Genomic DNA, 18,027 nt, shown 5'->3' on the forward strand with positions numbered 1-18,027 from the left:
ATCTAATGATTGCAGGTTGAACCATCCTACACATCTCCTCGTTTACAACTATTCTTATAAATACCTCACAAAATTTGAATTTTCATCAAAATGACTGCGCGTCACTCTTTTCATGCTTTATGCAGTGGAGTTATTGGGAACATAAAGGAAGAAAAAATGGGACTACGAAGAAAAAGCGTTAAACCGATGCAAATCAATGATATTACGATCATTGATGATGCCAAACTAAAGAAAGCTATCACTGCCGCGGCGTTGGGTAATGCCATGGAGTGGTTCGATTTTGGTGTGTATGGTTTTGTCGCATTCGCACTTGGACAAGTATTTTTCCCTGGTGCTGACCCTGGTATTCAAATGATCGCGGCATTGGCGACCTTTTCTGTGCCTTTCTTGGTGCGGCCTTTGGGCGGCATATTCTTTGGGGCGCTGGGCGATAAATATGGGCGGCAGAAAGTCCTGTCAGTTACCATTATTATTATGTCGGTCAGTACCTTCTGTATTGGTCTGATTCCCTCCTATGCCTCGATAGGGATATGGGCGCCGATATTGCTGTTACTGGCGAAATTGGCGCAGGGCTTCTCTGTTGGGGGGGAATATACCGGCGCCGCGATTTTTGTTGCTGAATATTCGCCGGACAGAAAACGGGGTTTTCTCGGCAGTTGGCTGGATTTTGGTTCCATCGCCGGTTTTGTGCTTGGCGCGGGGGTCGTGCTGCTGATTTCCAGTATTGTGGGAGAAGCCAGCTTCCTTGAATGGGGATGGCGTATTCCGTTCTTTGTTGCGGCTCCATTGGGGTTAATTGGTATTTACCTGCGTCATGCACTGGAAGAGACACCTACTTTCCAGCAGCACGTAGATAAAATGGACAATGACTCGCGACACAGCATTGCCCAGCCCCCGAAAGTCTCTTTTCGTGAAATTCTCACGAAGCAATGGAAGAATCTGGCTATTTGCGTGGGTATGGTGATGGCAACGAATGTCACTTATTACATGCTGTTGACCTATATGCCAAGCTACCTGTCGCACAGCCTGCATTATTCGGAAGATCACGGTGTATTGATCATTATTGCCATTATGTTGGGGATGCTATTTGTTCAGCCGGTAATGGGATTAATGAGCGACAGAATTGGTCGCAAACCTTTTGTTATTTTCGGCAGTATCGGGTTATTTATTCTTGCCATTCCTAGCTTTATTCTGATTAACAGCGGAATTATTGGCTTGATATTTTGTGGCTTGCTGATTCTGGCCATTTTACTTAACTGCTTTACCGGTGTGGCGGCGTCGACATTGCCAGCGATGTTCCCAACGCATATTCGCTATAGCGCATTAGCCATTGCTTTTAATATCTCCGTACTGGTTGCGGGCCTGACACCTACGGCTGCAGCTTGGTTGGTGGAAACGACGCAAAACCTGTTTATGCCTGCTTATTATTTGATGATTGTGGCCATCATTGGTTTGGTGACGGGGATCTTTATGAAAGAGACAGCGAATAAACCACTGAAAGGAGCGACTCCCGCTGCATCAGACAGGGCAGAGGCAAAAGAGATATTGCAGGAACACCATGACAATATCGAACAGAATATTGAAGACATTGACCAGCAAATTGCTGAACTTGAGAAAAAGAGAAAGAACCTGATTGCCCAGCACCCAGATATTAATTAAGGCGTACTGTGGGTTACATCACGGTTTCAATTTGACTCAGATCAATAAAAGTCAATTCTATACAGTGACTTACCTTTCTTTTCAAATCTGTCTTTGACCCTCCCCTTGGGGGAGGGTTTATCTTACTTATCATTATTGCTACTTCTCTTTATACCCTTAAAGGAATCCATGACAGTGAAAAAGACATTTGCTTCAACTGCCCGACTGGCTATTGTTGCTCTAGCCGCAGTCACTTTCAGCCATTTCGCCTTGGCGCAGCCCGCATCCCCCGCAGAAACAGCGTTTTTGACTCAGCATGGTTTATCAGGAAAAACCACTGAGCAGATGATTGAAACAATTGACCAATCTAAGCAGGAGCGGCCTTTAGCCTATTCAGCTTCAGTTACCGGTACTGAATTAATGTTATCTGATGGGCAGCAACAGTATGTTTTCCCATTGGGTGATAAGTTTTACCTCTCTTTTGCACCTTATATAACCCAAACTCACCCCTGCTTTAATCACAGTTTATCGGGCTGTCGTGGGGAGCTGGCAAATACCCCGTTTGATGTGAAAATCACCGATAAAACAGGGAAAGTTATCCTGCAAGATAAACTCACCAGTTACCAAAATGGTTTTGTCGGTGTGTGGTTACCACGTAATACCGAAGGGACAATTGAAGTCAGTTATCAGGGGATGACGGCAATCTCACCGTTTACGACTCAAGCCGAAAGCCAAACTTGCATGACGACATTGCAACTGAAAAAATAAGCTGGAGATTTTGTGTTAATTTAAGCGGGGATTTTACATAAATAGCAGAGGTTGGCGTGGCCATAGAAAAGGTTGTTGTTGTCATTGATATGCAAAACGGCGTTTTTGCCCACCCCCGCTTTGATCGCCAAGGCCGTATCACGCGTATTAACCAGCTAATAGACCGGGCTGACCACGTTATTTTCATTCAGCATATTGAAAATGAAATGGCTGAAGGAAGTGAATTGTGGCAACTATTACCAGAATTGCACCGCCCGGAAAGTGCAATTTCGGTCAATAAAACCGCCTGTGACGCATTTTATCGTACTCAACTCGACAACGTGATTGCCGAGTTGAGTGCACCTCATCTAACAATCTGCGGCTGTGCCACAGATTATTGCGTTGATACCACTATCAAAATTGCTGCTAGCAAAGGTTATGCCCTAACCATCGCAGCAGATGCCCATACCACGGCAAATCGCCGACATGTGACTGCTGAACAGCTTATTGCGCATCATAATGAGGTTTGGGCTGATCTGACTGTTCCCGACAATCGCATCAGAGTAAAAACCACACAGCAAATCCTCGACGATTGGGCAAGATAAGCGGGCCACGAGCTGATTTTCTTGTCTATGGCGCAGCCCCTTTATCGGCTCAATCCAATGCTTCTTCTTGCACTTCCAACACATGATAAGCCGTTGAGCAAAATAGTGAGTTCAGGCGCTTCATATCACCCAATAGCCCCATATGCAGGCTGCTGGTTTCAATGCTCAGGACGTTTTGCTGGTGTAAGCGTTCAACGTGAGCATGAGAATAACGACGGTTCAGTAAGCGAAAGCGGTGCTTGGCGCGACGCAGGCGCTTGGCGTTATTGATATCCCGCGATAAAAACACCGACATGCCTAAATCCAGATTTGCCACTAGTCGGGCATGAAGAGTACTCAGCTCCTCAAACCCTTCAGCTGAAAACGGCTTACGTGCATTAAGCGACTTGGCGGCAACATCGGATGTCATGCGGCCAATAATATCGCCCGCCTGTTGGAGATTGACCGCCGTATCAATAATCTCAGCCCAGCGGCGCGAATCAATTTCACCTAATTCATCTTGCTGAATCTGCGCTAAATATAGTTTTATTGCGCTATAAAGCATGTCGACTTCATCTTCCAGCAAACTGACTTCATGCTTTTGCTGCTTATTACCCTCTAGCACTTCTTTAAAGCGCAAGAGCATTTGCTCCAACACATCCCCCATACGCAGGGTTTCTCGCACAGCGTTAGCCAACGCCAGTGATGGAGTATCAATCGCCGTAATATCAAGATAGCGTGGCGCGACAGGCTGTACGACACTTTGGTCATCACTGACTAACCGGCTACAGATCCGCGCCATCACGCCCACTAATGGCAGCATCAGTAAACAACGAAGTAGGTTATAGAAAACATGGAAATAAATGACCACTTCGGCTGCCGGTAAGTTATGCCCGTACAGCCACTTCCCTAGCATATTGACCCACGGGACGACCAAAATGCAGCCGATGACCTTGAACAGCAAGCTCCCCAGCACGACTTGCCGGGAAACGGCATTCTGCCCACGGCTGCTGATCAGCGCTAGCAGACCACTGCCCAGATTCGAGCCTATCACGATGCAAAGGGCGATATTCAGAGGCACCAAACCGGTAGCGGCCAGAGTTGCCGTCAACAGCACGGCAGCCAGACTGGAATAACTGATCATGGCGAACAGTGCACCAATCAAGAGTGCCAGAATGGTATCCCCAGTCAGGGAGGAGAAAATCGCTTGAACAGCGGTTGCCTGCGTAATTGGCTCGGCAGCAGTGACAATTAATTGCAGCGCCAAAATGATCAACCCAAGGCCAATACACACCCGCCCCATTTGGCCAATACGCGCTTTACGCTGCCCAAGGAAGACAATCACCCCGCCTAAAATCAGCATCGGTGACAGCCAAGAGAGATCAAAGGTGAGCACCCGTGCCATCAGCGCCGTCCCGACATCAGCACCCAGCATAATCACTAATGCGGGTGACAAGGAAATCAGCCCTTGCGACACAAACGAAATGACCAGTAGCGCCGTGGCATTACTGCTTTGTACCAGAGCTGTAACACCAATCCCGGCGATAAACGCCGTCGGTTTTTTCTGGATACTGGCACTTAGTACCCGGCGCAAATCGGCACCATAAACACGCATGATACCCGTGCGGACGATGTGTGTTCCCCACACCAGTAGGGCAACAGAGGAAAGCAGATGAAGCAGTGTCAACATATGAGTTTGGAGATCTCCTTATTATTTAAAGGTAAAAGTGGGGGGGGGGGTGCCCTCCGATGTTTGACCTCATCGATAGCGGTGAGAAGAAACCGACTTAGCCAGCAACGCGTAACCAGGCAAACAAGACCGCCACTGCAATGACAATAATGGCGGTAGCAATCACCAGCCGTTCAGCAAATAAACGCCGCATCTGTGTCCTCCTCAGGCAAAACTGTAGCGCTCAGAATGGTATTTCGACATAGGAACACCAATTTCAGCCAATGCTTTCTCAATAGCATCCATCATGATATTCGGGCCACAGATAAAATACTCATGGCTGGCATAGGGGGGCGGCAAGTACCGCTTAAAAATCTCAGCATCAATGAAGCCTTTCTCTCCCGTCCAGTCTGACGATGGGTTGGATAAGACATGCACCACTTGCAGATTTAGCCGTGATTGTAAGGCATCCAATTCTTCACGAAATGTAATGGACTCCCAATCTTTGCTACCGTAAAGCAGAAGTGCAGGGCGCTGATCACCTTGGTCAGCCAATGTCCGTAGCATGCTCATCATCGGGGTTATTCCAACACCACCGGCGACCAAAACATGCATGTCAGCTGGATTGCCCAAGGTGAATGCGCCATAGGGGCCATCCAGATAAACGCGTTGTCCGACAGGGATTTTCGCAATATTACGGGTGAAATCCCCTAAGTTACGGATCGACATTTCAACACGCCCATCACTCACTTCGGCACTGGAGGAGAAGGAAAAAGGGTGCCCAGTGATATTGAATGGGCTGCCCCAGACGGTGAGCCAACCAAATTGACCGGGGGTAAAACGAAAACCTTCGTGGCCTTGTGGTGCCATCACCAGTGTCGTGGTGTCTCCGCGCTCTTGGCGAACTTCCACCACCTGATAGGGGCGGCGTAAGATAAAGAGTGGTTTAACGATACGGACATACAGCAGCAAGCCAAACCAAAAAAGAATCAGTCCAATCCACAGCGCTTTTTTTAATGGATCGTCGAGGTAAAAGCCCCAACCCACCATATGCGCAATTCCCGCAATAACGGCAACTACAGCCAGAATGATATGAGATAAGTGCCAGATTTCATAACGGATTTTTAATTGCACTCGCCACAATGCGGTAATAACTAAAGCAATTAGCGAATAAGTAGAGAGTGCTGCAAAACGGGCGCGCCACGGAGCCTCAAAGGAGTTGAGCAAAGCCAGTAATTCCGGACGAACAACAAATAGGATAATGGGGTGCGCAATAACCAATCCAACGGCGATCAGCGAAATGCGTCGGTGGAAGTGGTAAATAATATCCTCGCCCCAAGGCTCAGTGACGTATCGAAAACGCGCCGTCAGGCCAAATTGCAACCCCATAATGGCTAAACCGGCATAACCGAGTGCGATAGAAAGTTCAGTCCAGAAATCTCGGGCTGGGGGCAATGTCCCTGTCAATAACGCCAACAGCGGAGCCAAAATAAAAAATAGGTATACCGCAATCCAAACGGTACTACGCCATGCATAGGTCGACATACTTTTCACGCCAGAATAATGAATTACATATCGATAAGTATACTAAGTGAAATCACAGATAACCATTCATTAACATATGATTAATAAATGACTTAACGCGGGTCATTCTTCACCAGCATAGCTTTTCCATAGCAAATGTCACTTCTCCATCGCGACTAAACCCATGATTGAGTTACTTAGCTTAACTATCGATTGCATTATGCAGTTTTTTAGTATGATTTTTTTGATCAACATATTCTATTTAATCATTTTTTTATTTTTACACTTTAATACTATTAGAATTTAAATGATATTCTATTTATTTAAATATATGTTTAATGTTATTTAAGATTACGTGAATTTACTATCTGCTATTTTTAATGTGAAATTAATTCTATCACCAACAATATCAATGTCTTTAGTGTTTTTTTATGTAATCCAAAAAAATAAATAATTTATTTTTTAAATAAAATCAAATAGATAAAAAGTGACATAATTATTTTTTTATTGGCGTAAATATTAATTCCCACATGTAAATAAAAAAACACATACGCTATTAAATATATTTAATACTAATGGGTAGCGCATTTTTTTTTTACAACCATTATATATCCGAGCTAACTCTCTACCTTAAATTAGATAGAAAGTTTGTTTAGTTGTCTCGATTATCAATCCTATTGAATATTATATTAGAGGCATTATAAGCATGAAAACTAATAAGACATTTACACCTGAAAGTGAAAAAGCGGCATTATTCTTAATAGATCAAATCATGAGCTATAGCTATCAGGCGGCACTTCGAGCCGCAGCACTTGTCGGGGTTGCCGACCATCTTTTAGACAAGCCAAAAACAACCAAAGAGCTTGCGCAAGAAATGGGGGTTGAGGAGCAACCTTTACATCGTGTGATGCGGTTACTGGCGACTCGTGATGTCTTTAAAGAAGTTGACGGACAACGATTTGAGTTGACTCCCGCAGCAGAGCTTCTCTGTAAATCTTCGCCTCATTCACTGCGTGGTGCTGTTTTAATGCTGACGGATGAAACCTTTTGGCGTCCTTTAGGCATCATTGCCGAAAGTGTTCAGGGTCATTCTGCCTTTAAGAAAATCTTCGGTACTTCTTTCTTCGAGTATTGGTCAAACCCAGAGAATCACACCCCTGACAGAGATTTCCACGCGGGTATGTCTTCGATGTCCTGGGTGGAAAACCCGTGTTTGGTGCGTAGTTACGATTTCCCGAAAAATGCGACGGTGGTGGATGTGGCTGGGGGGATGGGGGGCCTACTGTTGAGCGTGTTGCAAGCGAATCCCACTCTCCACGGTATTTTATTCGATCGCGAACCCGTTGTGGCAAGAACCCGTCTGGGTGAATTAGGGGATGACTCACGCTGGAAACTCCAATCGGGTAGTTTCTTCGAGTCATGCCCGCCAGCCGATATTTATATGCTGAAATATATCGTCCATGACTGGCCAGATGAAAAGTCAGCCGAGATATTGCACAACTGCCGCAAGGCCATGCAACCGAATGGCAAAGTGCTCATTATGGATACCATCATTCCAGAAGGTAACCGTCCACACTTCGGTAAAACTATGGATATTCTCATGTTGGCCAGTTTTGATGGTGGGAGAGAGCGCACTGAGACTGAATTAAAAGCGCTGCTTGCCAAGGCTGATCTGAAAATCAATCGCATCATAGAGACCGGGAGTTATCTGTCTATTATTGAAGCTGTTGCGCGTTAACGATATCACTCTCCTCGCCCCTAATAGAAAAAGGGGGCGGGGATTTAATACGGTGATGTTTTAGCCAGCACCATGATATGCCCCCCTCTTTACCGCTAACGGCGTCTTATTATTCTATTTTCCTACAGCTTGTGGGAAAAATCGTTATCTCTCCACAATAGCGCTGCCCGTGTTTTTTTTTGAAATGATTTTTTATTTATCAATGAAATACAATGAGTTAATTTTTTTGGGGGTCAATATAAAAATCTACTCAATGTGTCATGGCGGCGACTTACTCCACAGATTAATCAGAAGACTGACAATGTAATCTGTTCATCACAAGAATAGATCGGTATCATCCCATCACTAGTAATGCAAATCATTAGCGTTAGCACTCAAGGATATTTACATCCCCACTTTTCAGGAGAGAAAATGCGATTACGTTTAGCTTTATTTTCATCATTACTGGCAGTTACTGCTGTCATTACCGGATGTGATGATTCATCGAAGACCTCTGAAGAAACATCAAAAATAAGTATTGAACATGCGCAGGGAACCACTCAGGTTCCACTAAATCCGCAAAAAGTTATCATACTGAATCCATCAGTCTTGGATACCGCTGACGCTCTGCACATTAAAGTTGCTGGTGTCCCGCAGACGAGTACTCATCTCCCCGAATTCTTATCCAAGTACAGTGGCTCAGAGTATCTGAATGCCGGGACATTATTTGAACCGGATTATGAAGCATTGAGTCAGGCTAAACCTGATTTGATCATTGCTGGTGGTCGTGCTCAAGATGCTTATGACAAACTTAGCGCTATTGCACCGACTATCGCTCTTGATGTTGATACTCAGCATTTCACCCAAAGCTTGACGCATCGCACTGAGCAATTGGCGTCCATCTTTGGTAAAGAAGCAGAGGCAAAAACGCTGCTGGATAACTTCACCTCTCAGATAAATACCATCAAGCAAAAATCCGCCAACGCAGGTTCAGCTATGGTCTTAATGATCAGTGGTGGCAAGATGTCGGCTTACACGCCCGGCTCCCGTTTCGGTTTTGTTTTTGACGAATTAGGGTTTACGCCAGCGGCAACCTTCACTGAAACAGGCCGTCACGGGAATGTCGTGACCTCTGAATTTATCCTCAATGCTAACCCTGAATGGCTATTTGTTCTGGATCGCGATAATGCCATTGGACGTGCTGAAGGCCAATCTGCACAGCAGATTCTGGATAATCCGCTGATTCGTAAAACCAAAGCATGGCAAAACAATCACATTATTTATCTCGACTCAGCCTCGCTTTATATTGCCGGTGGTGTGCAGAGCTATACGCAACTGATGGATAAAATTAACACAGTGCTGGATAAACAAACCGCGGCGCAGTAATTCTCACTAATGAAAAATCTTAGCTTTATTACCGGCCTGGTTATTTTACTGGGCCTGATGGTATGCAGCCTGTTTATTGGTGCTGGGAATGTCACATTTTCCGAGGTTTGGTCTGACCCGGAGATGCGCGATATCTTTGTGATAAGCCGTGTACCGCGAACTCTGGCATTGGTTTTGGCGGGCAGCGCAATGAGTGTTGCCGGGCTTATCATGCAGATGCTGACTCAAAACCGTTTTGTCGAACCCTCTATCGCGGGGACAACGCAGTCCGCCAGCCTAGGTCTATTGTTGGTGATGGTGTTTAGCCCTGCGGCACCGGTGATGGTTAAGATGCTGGTGGCTACGGTATTTGCGATGGGTGGAACCGCACTTTTCATGCTGTTGCTCGCACGAATGAGAATGAAATCGGCGCTGATGGTACCGCTGACCGGCATTATGCTGGGCGCGGTATTCAGTGCCGTGACAACTTTCTTGGCAATGGAGTTTGATCTGCTGCAATCGCTGGGGAGTTGGGAATCGGGTGATTTCTCCGGAGTATTACAGGGTCGCTATGAACTGTTATGGATAGTCGGCGCATTAACCCTGATTGCCTGTCTCATTGCCGATCGCTTTACCGTTGCTGGGATGGGGCGTGACTTTTCTGTCAATGTTGGCCTTAACTATCAGCGCGTTATGCTCATGGGAATGTCCATTATTGCCATTATTAGTGGTGTGGTGGTGGTGGTCATAGGCGTGCTGCCTTTCTTGGGATTGATAGTGCCTAATATTGTCAGTATGGCAATGGGCGATAATCTACGCCGTACTATTCCTTGGGTGGCGTTGTGTGGCGGTGGTTTGGTGGTGTTGTGCGACATTATTGGTCGGTTAGTCAGCTATCCGTTTGAAATACCTGCCAGCGTTATTCTGGGCGCGATTGGTGCGTTCGTGTTCCTGTTATTAATTGTTAGGACAAAACGTCATGCAGGCTAATGAACATTCTTCAACAGGCGCTCTGGCCCACGAGAAAAATAAAACATTAAGCCTCCCAGCAAAGCGGCTCATGTTATTGAGTTTTATTGCTCTTGGTGCAATCGTTTTGTTTATGACAATTAATCTCAGGGGCAATATTCACTATGTACTGGTGCATCGCGGTCTTATTTTAGCCACGATGTTATTGGTCGCATTTGCTGCTGGTATTGCCACTGTCTTATTCCAAACCGTCACCAATAACCGTATTTTGACGCCCTCGGTTATGGGGCTTGAAGCACTCTTTATCCTGATACAAACCCTGTTGATATTTTTTGTCGATGCCAACGGGTTTAGGGTGTTAGGCATTACTGGTAAGTTTCTTTGCGAGTCGGCGTTGCTCCTGCTGTTCTCGGTATTTCTTTATCGTTGGTTACTGACAGGTGTTGGCATTAACCTGCATAAGGTGCTGCTGGTTGGGTTGGTGTGCGGTACGCTGTTTCGTAGTTTATCTAGCCTGATGCAGCGCCTGCTTTCCCCTGGCGAGTTTGCCATATTGCAGGGAAGGGTATTTGCGACTTTCACGCGAGCGGCACCAGAAATTATTGCCCTGTCTACTGGGATAATTATTATCGTGGGTATTGTTGTTTGGCGCATGCGCCATTGCCTCGATGTTATTGCGCTGGGCAGAAACACTGCGATTAATCTGGGCGTTGCTTACCAGAAAAAAATAACCGCAATTTTGCTGCTGGTTTCATTGCTGGTGGCTATCTCTACCGCACTTGTCGGGCCATTGACATTTTTAGGTCTACTGATCGCGAATCTGGCTTACCCCATTGTTGGCTCGTTCCGACATCAATATTTGCTACCGGGTGTTTTTTTACTGGGCGCGATTACGTTGGTTGGTGGGCAATTGATTCTCGAACGCTTACTGAATATGTCGGGAACACTGTCAGTGGTGATTGAGTTTGTGGGTGGTGCGCTATTTATTTATCTTTTAATAAAAAAGGCTCCGGTGTGATTGAAATAACTGACATATATAAAAAATACCAAGACACATTGGTACTCGATAATATAAATGAGAATATACCTTCGGGTGGAATTACCTCAATTATTGGGCCTAATGGTGCCGGAAAGTCTACATTGCTGTCGATTATGAGCCGTTTACTGACGCCAGATCTTGGCAGCGTAATGTTTAATGGGCTGGATGTGGCGAAAACCTCTGGGGATAAGCTGGCGACTATTTTGTCTGTTTTACGTCAAGAGAATCATTTTACCAGCCGGCTGACCGTTTCAGATTTAGTTGGTTTTGGTCGCTACCCCTATTCTAAAGGTCGGCTCAATGAAAACGATCGCCAACATATTGATGCAGCAATGGAATTCCTCAATCTGATGCCGCTAAAAGACCGCTATCTTGATGAGCTTTCCGGTGGGCAACGGCAGCGGGCTTATGTTGCCATGGTTCTTTGTCAGGATACGAAATATATCCTGTTGGATGAACCACTGAATAATTTGGATATGAAACATTGCGTCGCGATGATGAAACAATTACGTCGTGCGGCAGATGAGCTGAATAAAACCATCATACTGGTCATTCACGATATCAACTTCGCTTCTGCCTATTCTGACCATATTATTGCAATGAAAGACGGTGCGGTTATTTATCGTGGGGCGCCAGAAGAAATTATGAAACCTGATGTTCTTGAAGCGATCTTTGATATCAAAATCAGAATAGAAAAAGTGCAAGATCAGCACATTGCGATTTATTATCGTTAAGAGACTGAATGTGACTTTTCTGCTATTCGTGGCAAACGAATCCGCCACGAATAGCGGAGAACATTAGATTGGTGCGTATTCACCAGTGCCTTCTGGCCAAGGTGTCAGTAAATCATACCCTGTCTCTGTCACCGCAATGGTATGTTCCCACTGTGCTGAAAGAGAGCGGTCTTTGGTAACAACCGTCCAGCCATCGGAAAGGACGCTGGTTGCCGCTTTACCGGCATTAATCATCGGTTCAATGGTGAAAATCATTCCTGCCTTCAGCGGCATTCCTGCTCCCGGTGTACCGTAGTGCAGTATTTGCGGGTCGGTATGATATTCCTGCCCGACACCGTGACCACAATACTCCCTCACGACAGAAAATCCTGCGCTCTCAGCCACTTGTTGAATGGCCGCCCCGATATCTCCCAGCGTGGCTCCCGGACGTACGACCTTAATACCCGCAACCATGGATAAATAAGTAATATCGACCAATCGTTTAGCTCTGACGGATGGCTCGCCGACAAAGTACATTCTGCTAGTATCGCCATACCAGCCGTCTTTAATGATGGCGACATCAATATTAACAATATCGCCTTTTTTGAGTTTTTTATCCGATGGGATCCCGTGGCAAACCACGTGATTTACAGAAGTACAAACCGTGCGGGTATACCCGTGATAACCAATGTTGGCAGGGATAACCTTTAGCTCATCCACAATATAATCGTGACACAACCGGTCAATTTCATCCGTCGTGATGCCCGCGCGGACATATGGCGTGATCATTTCCAGTACTTTTGCTGCGGCCTGGCCTGCGGCACGGGCCATCTCAATCTCTGCTGGTGAGTGGATTTTGACATCTGTCATTGCGCGTTCTCTTCTTTATCAAACGTATGAGTTTCATTTTGGATGATTCTGGCAATGTCAGCTCCGCCTCGTAATTCAGCTTGAACCAATGCCCGCGCAAGCTCATGGTGGCTCAACTGTGGATATAGCTCGGCCAACATGCCCATTTTGAGCCAGTGTTCAGCCTGTGCATTAATTGACCGGCTCATAGCATTACTGGCAATGCGAAGGTTCTCATGCATTAGATCGGAGATTTTAACAATGCCCATAAAGCACCTATACGAAACATATATGTTATGTATATTGCCATAGAGGGAAATAAAATTCACCTATCAAAAACAAAAACGCGGCTGCCCGCTTTCTATCTCGCGAGGATAAGAGATCTATCACTATTTCTGGTTAGCTTTTGACATAAAAATAAGTTGTTACAAGAGAATATGATCTATGATCGAGTGCGCAGCCCTCTGATTATTCATTGGAGGAACAGTTCCTACAGGAGAATTCTATGTCTCATATGCCACTCATTAAGCTCCCCTCCACGCATTCTGAAGGTTGCCTCTGCCATAGCCCTGCATTTGTACGCATCAATACTGTTTTTTCCCAGAAAGCGGCTCAATCCGCCCCCATTACTGCGGCCACTGTGGCTGCTGCGGTGCCGGGCACAAAACGACAAAAAAGAGATGTGGCGGCTAATGCTGTGCGCGTGATGGCGTTTACGAATGTTCGTATTTTTGATGGTGTTTCAGACCATTTGCGGGATGGATTGCGGGTCGTGGTAGAAGGCAACAAGATCAAATCGGTAGAGCCAGTGGGTACAGCGCTACCGCCAGATGTTGAGCTGATTGATGGTGGTGGTGGTGTACTGATGCCAGGGCTGATTGATGCGCACTGGCACGCGATAATGGCTCGTCCATCCATGATGACTGCGATGACAGCCGATTTTAACTATATTCAGGCCCTGGCCATTGCCGAAGCCGACGCCACATTGATGCGTGGTTTTACCACAGTGCGTGATATGGGCGGGCCGGTTTTTGGACTAAAACGTGCGATTGATGAACATGTTGCCATCGGGCCGCGCATCTTCCCATCGGGGGCCTTTATCACCCAAACCGGTGGGCATGGCGATTTCCGCCTGATTGGTGAGTTGCCCCATACGCCATCGGACCCTCTTAGCTACGCCGAGCGCGTGGGAATGACGGCGATTGCTGACGGTGCCGATCAGGTGCTATTGCGTGCCAGAGAACAACTGATGCGAGGGGCATCGCAACTTAAATATATGGCAGGCGGGGGGGTGGCTTCCATGTATGACTCCATCAGCGTGACGGAAGGGTCGGTGCCAGAGATTCAGGCAGCAGTCACTGCCGCAGACAATTGGGGCACCTATGTCACGGTTCACGCCTATACTGCACGAGCTGTCACCATGGCTATCAAAGGCGGTGTTAAATGTATTGAGCACGGCCAATTGGTGGATGAAGAAACGGTGCAATTGATGGCTGAAAAGGGTATCTGGTGGAGTTTGCAGCCTTTCCTTGATGACGAGGATGCAGTGCCAATGGCAAGCCCGGCCTCACGTGCCAAGCAGCTCGAAATGGTTGCTGGCACTGATAATGCTTATATGCTGGCGAAAAAATATAACATCAAAACAGCGTGGGGCACCGATACGCTATTTGATGCGCGATTAGCCACAAGACAGGGTGCGCAATTGGCTAAACTGACTCGCTGGTATACACCGCTTGAAGTGCTCAAGATGGCGACCAGTGTTAATGCCGAACTTTGTGCCTTTTCTGGCCCAAGAAACCCCTATCCCGGTAAGTTGGGCGTGGTGGAGAATGGGGCGCTGGCTGACTTGATTTTGGTTGATGGTGATCCCCTCACTGATATTCAACTTCTTGCCCAACCAGAGACAGCATTCCGCGTAATAATGAAAGATGGGCAAATTTTCAAAAATACTCTGGGAGGCGGCAGTTGATTTCTTTCAAGCACTTAGGTTCCGATAATCAGCATCAATGGCGTAAGTCATGGTTGCTGTTATCGGCAATTGCCCTGAGTGGCTGCACCAGAGCAGAGGCTCCCTCTTTTGCGCTATTGGGTTCCTATTTCCCTTCTTGGCTGGCTTGCGCTTTTATTGGCATCATCGCGGCGGTGATTGCACGTGTCCTGTTTATTCGTATTGGTATTGACGAGGTGTTGCCATGGCGGTTGTTGGTCTATGTCTGTCTGGCGCTTGCCGTGGCATTCATGTGTTCCCTACTACTCTTTGCGCGATGAATGGTGAATATGAATAAGCTACAGGGGAGTGGGCGCAAGCGGCAACTGGCATTGATTGTTGCCGGGATTATCATTGTGGTGGCCGCCATCACTGGATGGCTTTCCGTGCGGCAAACCACGTTGAATCCGTTGTCTGAAGATGCGGAACTGGGGGCGAGTGTGGTGCATGTGGTCAGCTCGGTTCCTGGTCGAATTATCTCGATTAATGTCGAGGAAAATAGCAAAGTCCGGCGAGGTGACCTGCTGTTTACTATTGAGCAGGATATTTATCGTTTGCGTGTTGAACAGGCGCAAGCGGAGCTGAAAATGGCCGAGGCCGCTCGAGATACTCAACAAAGAACTGTGGTGGCTGAACAGTCCAATGCTGCGATTACGGATGAACAGATTGTCCGGGCGCGCGCCAATCTTAAATTGGCCACTCAGACACTGGCACGACTACAGCCACTGTTACCTAAAGGCTATGTAACGGCGCAGCAGGTTGATGATGCGGCGACGGCAAAACATGATGCCGAGGTCAGCCTGAAGCAAGCATTAAAACAGTCTTTTGCTGCTGAAGCTTTGGTGAGCACCACGGCTGCATCTGAGGCGCTCGTGGTTGCTCGTCGCGCGGCACTGGCTATGGCAGAGCGAGAACTGGCAAACACACAAGTTCGCGCACCTCATGATGGCCGCGTGGTGGGGTTGACGGTCTCTACCGGGGAGTTTGTCATCCCGGATCAGGCTATTTTTACCCTCATCAATACTGAGCATTGGCACGCGTCGGCATTTTTCCGTGAAACTGAGCTAAAGAATATCAAGGTCGGTGATTGTGCCACGGTGTATGTCATGGCAGACCGTCAACGGGCGATTCAGGGAAGGGTCGAGGGGATTGGATGGGGGGTCAGTTCTGAAGATTTGCTCAATATTCCTCGTGGGCTGCCTTATGTGCCGAAGTCACTGAATTGGGTTCGTGTTGTTCAACGCTTCCCTGTTCGTATCAGTCTGGATAATCCACCAGAAGATCTGATGCGTATTGGTGCGACAGCTGTGGTTATCGTGCGAAATGACGATGGTTGCTGACGGTACGCTTGGCGGCATGATCCGTCAGGCAAGAGCGGATCTGGCCTTTTTCCCTGGGCGAATTGCCATGGCTTGGCGTGTTGCGGCGCTATGTGCCCTGATGGCGATGGTCGCGATGGTTTATGGCATTCCAGAATCTGCGATTAGCTGCTATCTCATCATCTTCGTAATGAAACCGGATGGTGTTGAGAGCATGGTGATGGCTATTGCTATTACGGTGTTGGTCTCGCTGGTGGTCGGATTGGTGTTTCTGCTTATCCATTTCACGCTGGAAGCAGCACCTCTGCGTATGGCTGCTTTGATTGTTAGTTCGTTCTTATTCCTCTATCTGGGATCAGCGAGCAAACTTGGCCCTGCCGGTAGTATTATTGCGCTGGTTATCGCTTTTGTGATGACGTTACTGAGTGATATTCCTATGGGGGAAGTGGCGACGCGCGGGCTGCTCTATGCTTGGTTAATGGCGGTCGCCCCGATGTTGCTCATCATTGGATTTAATCTTTTTCTTGGCCGAGCGCCGCAGCGATTGTTACGCGCCAGTTTATCCGAGCGATTAATGACGGTGGCCGAAGCGTTGCGTGAACCCAATGCCATCAATATGTCCAAGGTGGTGGACCTACTAGAGGAAGGGCAAAATGAGCATCAGCAGCGGGCGCTCTTTGTGCGTATTTTTCATCTACGGCCCTCTGCTGAGGCGGCTTGGCTCGACAGCGCAGTAAAAAACAGTTATCGGCTGCTATTGGCGACATCTATTTTACCCGCCACCACACCTGAAAATGTACGTCTGGAGCTTGCCGCTTATTGCGCTCGCGCGGGTGAAGCGGTTGCGGCGGGGGCGTTGGGGGTTACCCCCACATTGACTACTGACGCGACAGGCGATGAAATCGCTGAAATCAGAAACGCGCTGATTGCGCTGGCTAACGGCGACAATCAACCCGATCCTGATGCACCGAAAGACACCTTCTTTGCAGCCGATGCGCTCACTAACCCTGTTCATCAACGTTTTGCACTAAAGACCACGGCAGCGGCCCTTATCTGTTATTTGGTTTACACCGCGTTGGATTGGCAGGACATCCATACTGCCATGATCACTTGTTATGTGGCTGCGCTAGGCACCACGGGTGAGACCGTACATAAGCTGGTATTGCGGATTATCGGTTGCTTGATTGGTGCATTGATGGGGGTACTGGCGATCATTTTCATCATTCCCTATATGAATGAGATTGGGCAATTGATGGCGCTTGTATTTGGTGGCGTGATTTTGGCGGCGTGGGTGTCGTGTGGTAACGAACGTATCGCTTATGCGGGGGTACAGGTCGGGTTGGCTTTTCTGCTTACGGTATTACAAGGCTTCGGGCCGAGCACTGATATGGGCGTGGCACTCGACAGGGTGATAGGTATCCTGCTGGGTAACTTAGTGGTGTATTTGATTTTCACCCGATTATGGCCGGTGGCGATTGCCGATGCGGTACGCGCTCGTATCAATAAAGCGCTAACAGGATTGACTCATTTGGCGGCTTTACCCTCCAATGCACGGCCAGCGCTGTTGCGAGAAGCCACTACAGTTGAAGCTGAGATAACCAGCGCACGAGAAGAGTTGGCTCTGGTTCCCTTTGAGCCAAGGCAATTGCGCCCCTCACGTGAAGAGTGCGCCCGTTTACAGGCAATATTGCTGGAAATAGGGAGATTATGCCCAACACTGTATCTCTCTACTGAAAAATCGTTGTCAGACGTTGAACAACTGCGCCGGCTCTCGGCAGGTGACGCCTCCTCCCCCTTAGTGAATGAACAAAAACAGAAAAGTGAATATTCACTGCAAGCGTTATCGCCAATTGAGCTGACTATTCAACAACGCATAAAGCGACTTGAGGAACTTCTGGGAAATTGAT

At 47.4% G+C, this 18,027-nt stretch carries 16 protein-coding genes; 12 read left to right on the plus strand and 4 right to left on the minus strand.

The window, feature by feature from the left end:
• Nucleotides 1–156 precede the first annotated feature (156 nt).
• The 3 genes from proP (at nucleotide 157) to HUZ92_RS01740 (ending at nucleotide 2,990) form a co-directional block, all read left to right on the plus strand.
• Complete coding sequence (proP, locus tag HUZ92_RS01730) at nucleotides 157–1,659, plus strand: glycine betaine/L-proline transporter ProP (RefSeq protein ID WP_050140143.1); 1,503 nt, start codon at nucleotides 157–159, stop codon at nucleotides 1,657–1,659.
• Nucleotides 1,660–1,833: 174 nt separating this feature from the next.
• The gene (cueP, locus tag HUZ92_RS01735) at nucleotides 1,834–2,406 is read left to right on the plus strand and encodes a copper-binding periplasmic metallochaperone CueP (protein WP_050098152.1); all 573 of its coding nucleotides are present in this window, start codon (nucleotides 1,834–1,836) and stop codon (nucleotides 2,404–2,406) included.
• Between the two features lie 56 nt (nucleotides 2,407–2,462).
• Nucleotides 2,463–2,990, plus strand: coding sequence for an isochorismatase family protein (locus tag HUZ92_RS01740; RefSeq protein WP_050097889.1), 528 nt, complete (start codon nucleotides 2,463–2,465; stop codon nucleotides 2,988–2,990).
• Nucleotides 2,991–3,039: 49 nt separating this feature from the next.
• On the opposite strand, the gene HUZ92_RS01745 is transcribed toward HUZ92_RS01740, so the two are convergent.
• Nucleotides 3,040–4,659 carry a Na/Pi cotransporter family protein gene (locus tag HUZ92_RS01745; RefSeq protein ID WP_050097890.1) on the minus strand — a complete coding sequence of 540 codons (1,620 nt, stop codon included), beginning with the start codon at nucleotides 4,657–4,659 and terminating at the stop codon, nucleotides 3,040–3,042.
• Between the two features lie 204 nt (nucleotides 4,660–4,863).
• Nucleotides 4,864–6,183 carry a ferredoxin reductase family protein gene (locus HUZ92_RS01750; RefSeq protein WP_050097891.1) on the minus strand — a complete coding sequence of 440 codons (1,320 nt, stop codon included), beginning with the start codon at nucleotides 6,181–6,183 and terminating at the stop codon, nucleotides 4,864–4,866.
• 685 nt (nucleotides 6,184–6,868) lie between these two features.
• On the opposite strand from HUZ92_RS01750, the gene HUZ92_RS01755 reads away from it, so the two are divergent.
• The 5 genes from HUZ92_RS01755 to HUZ92_RS01775 all read left to right on the plus strand — a co-directional run bounded on the left by HUZ92_RS01755 (nucleotide 6,869) and on the right by HUZ92_RS01775 (nucleotide 11,986).
• Nucleotides 6,869–7,900, plus strand: coding sequence for a methyltransferase (locus HUZ92_RS01755; RefSeq protein ID WP_050097892.1), 1,032 nt, complete (start codon nucleotides 6,869–6,871; stop codon nucleotides 7,898–7,900).
• Between the two features lie 411 nt (nucleotides 7,901–8,311).
• On the plus strand, nucleotides 8,312–9,265 hold the full coding sequence (locus HUZ92_RS01760; protein WP_050097893.1) for a siderophore ABC transporter substrate-binding protein: 954 nt from the start codon (nucleotides 8,312–8,314) through the stop codon (nucleotides 9,263–9,265).
• Nucleotides 9,266–9,274: 9 nt separating this feature from the next.
• On the plus strand, nucleotides 9,275–10,234 hold the full coding sequence (locus HUZ92_RS01765) for an ABC transporter permease (RefSeq protein ID WP_050097894.1): 960 nt from the start codon (nucleotides 9,275–9,277) through the stop codon (nucleotides 10,232–10,234).
• Nucleotides 10,224–11,231 (plus strand): iron chelate uptake ABC transporter family permease subunit, encoded by a 1,008-nt coding sequence (locus HUZ92_RS01770; protein ID WP_050097895.1) that lies wholly within the window; start codon nucleotides 10,224–10,226, stop codon nucleotides 11,229–11,231. Before HUZ92_RS01765 ends, HUZ92_RS01770 begins: the two co-directional genes overlap by 11 nt.
• Nucleotides 11,228–11,986 carry an iron ABC transporter ATP-binding protein gene (locus HUZ92_RS01775; RefSeq protein WP_050097896.1) on the plus strand — a complete coding sequence of 253 codons (759 nt, stop codon included), beginning with the start codon at nucleotides 11,228–11,230 and terminating at the stop codon, nucleotides 11,984–11,986. Before HUZ92_RS01770 ends, HUZ92_RS01775 begins: the two co-directional genes overlap by 4 nt.
• A 63-nt stretch (nucleotides 11,987–12,049) precedes the next feature.
• On the opposite strand, the gene map is transcribed toward HUZ92_RS01775, so the two are convergent.
• Both map and HUZ92_RS01785 read right to left on the minus strand, forming a co-directional pair.
• Complete coding sequence (gene map, locus HUZ92_RS01780) at nucleotides 12,050–12,835, minus strand: type I methionyl aminopeptidase (protein WP_050097897.1); 786 nt, start codon at nucleotides 12,833–12,835, stop codon at nucleotides 12,050–12,052.
• Entirely contained in the window at nucleotides 12,832–13,083 is a 252-nt protein-coding gene (locus tag HUZ92_RS01785) for a ParD-like family protein (protein ID WP_050097898.1), read from the minus strand. Before HUZ92_RS01785 ends, map begins: the two co-directional genes overlap by 4 nt.
• A gap of 236 nt (nucleotides 13,084–13,319) precedes the next feature.
• On the opposite strand from HUZ92_RS01785, the gene HUZ92_RS01790 reads away from it, so the two are divergent.
• The 4 genes from HUZ92_RS01790 to HUZ92_RS01805 are packed head-to-tail and all read left to right on the plus strand — an operon-like array spanning nucleotide 13,320 to nucleotide 18,026.
• Nucleotides 13,320–14,783: a metal-dependent hydrolase family protein gene (locus HUZ92_RS01790; protein ID WP_050295977.1), complete on the plus strand. Its 1,464-nt coding sequence runs from the start codon at nucleotides 13,320–13,322 to the stop codon at nucleotides 14,781–14,783.
• Nucleotides 14,780–15,082 (plus strand): YtcA family lipoprotein, encoded by a 303-nt coding sequence (locus HUZ92_RS01795; protein ID WP_230678365.1) that lies wholly within the window; start codon nucleotides 14,780–14,782, stop codon nucleotides 15,080–15,082. Before HUZ92_RS01790 ends, HUZ92_RS01795 begins: the two co-directional genes overlap by 4 nt.
• Before the next feature lie 9 nt (nucleotides 15,083–15,091).
• A complete protein-coding gene (gene mdtN / locus HUZ92_RS01800) occupies nucleotides 15,092–16,141 on the plus strand; it encodes a multidrug transporter subunit MdtN (RefSeq protein WP_050140227.1) in 1,050 nt (349 codons plus the stop codon).
• Nucleotides 16,125–18,026, plus strand: coding sequence for an FUSC family protein (locus HUZ92_RS01805; RefSeq protein ID WP_174846772.1), 1,902 nt, complete (start codon nucleotides 16,125–16,127; stop codon nucleotides 18,024–18,026). Before mdtN ends, HUZ92_RS01805 begins: the two co-directional genes overlap by 17 nt.
• The last annotated feature ends 1 nt before the right edge of the window (nucleotide 18,027 follow it).

It is taken from the genome of Yersinia vastinensis (genome assembly GCF_902726565.1).
Taxonomy (GTDB): domain Bacteria; phylum Pseudomonadota; class Gammaproteobacteria; order Enterobacterales; family Enterobacteriaceae; genus Yersinia; species Yersinia vastinensis.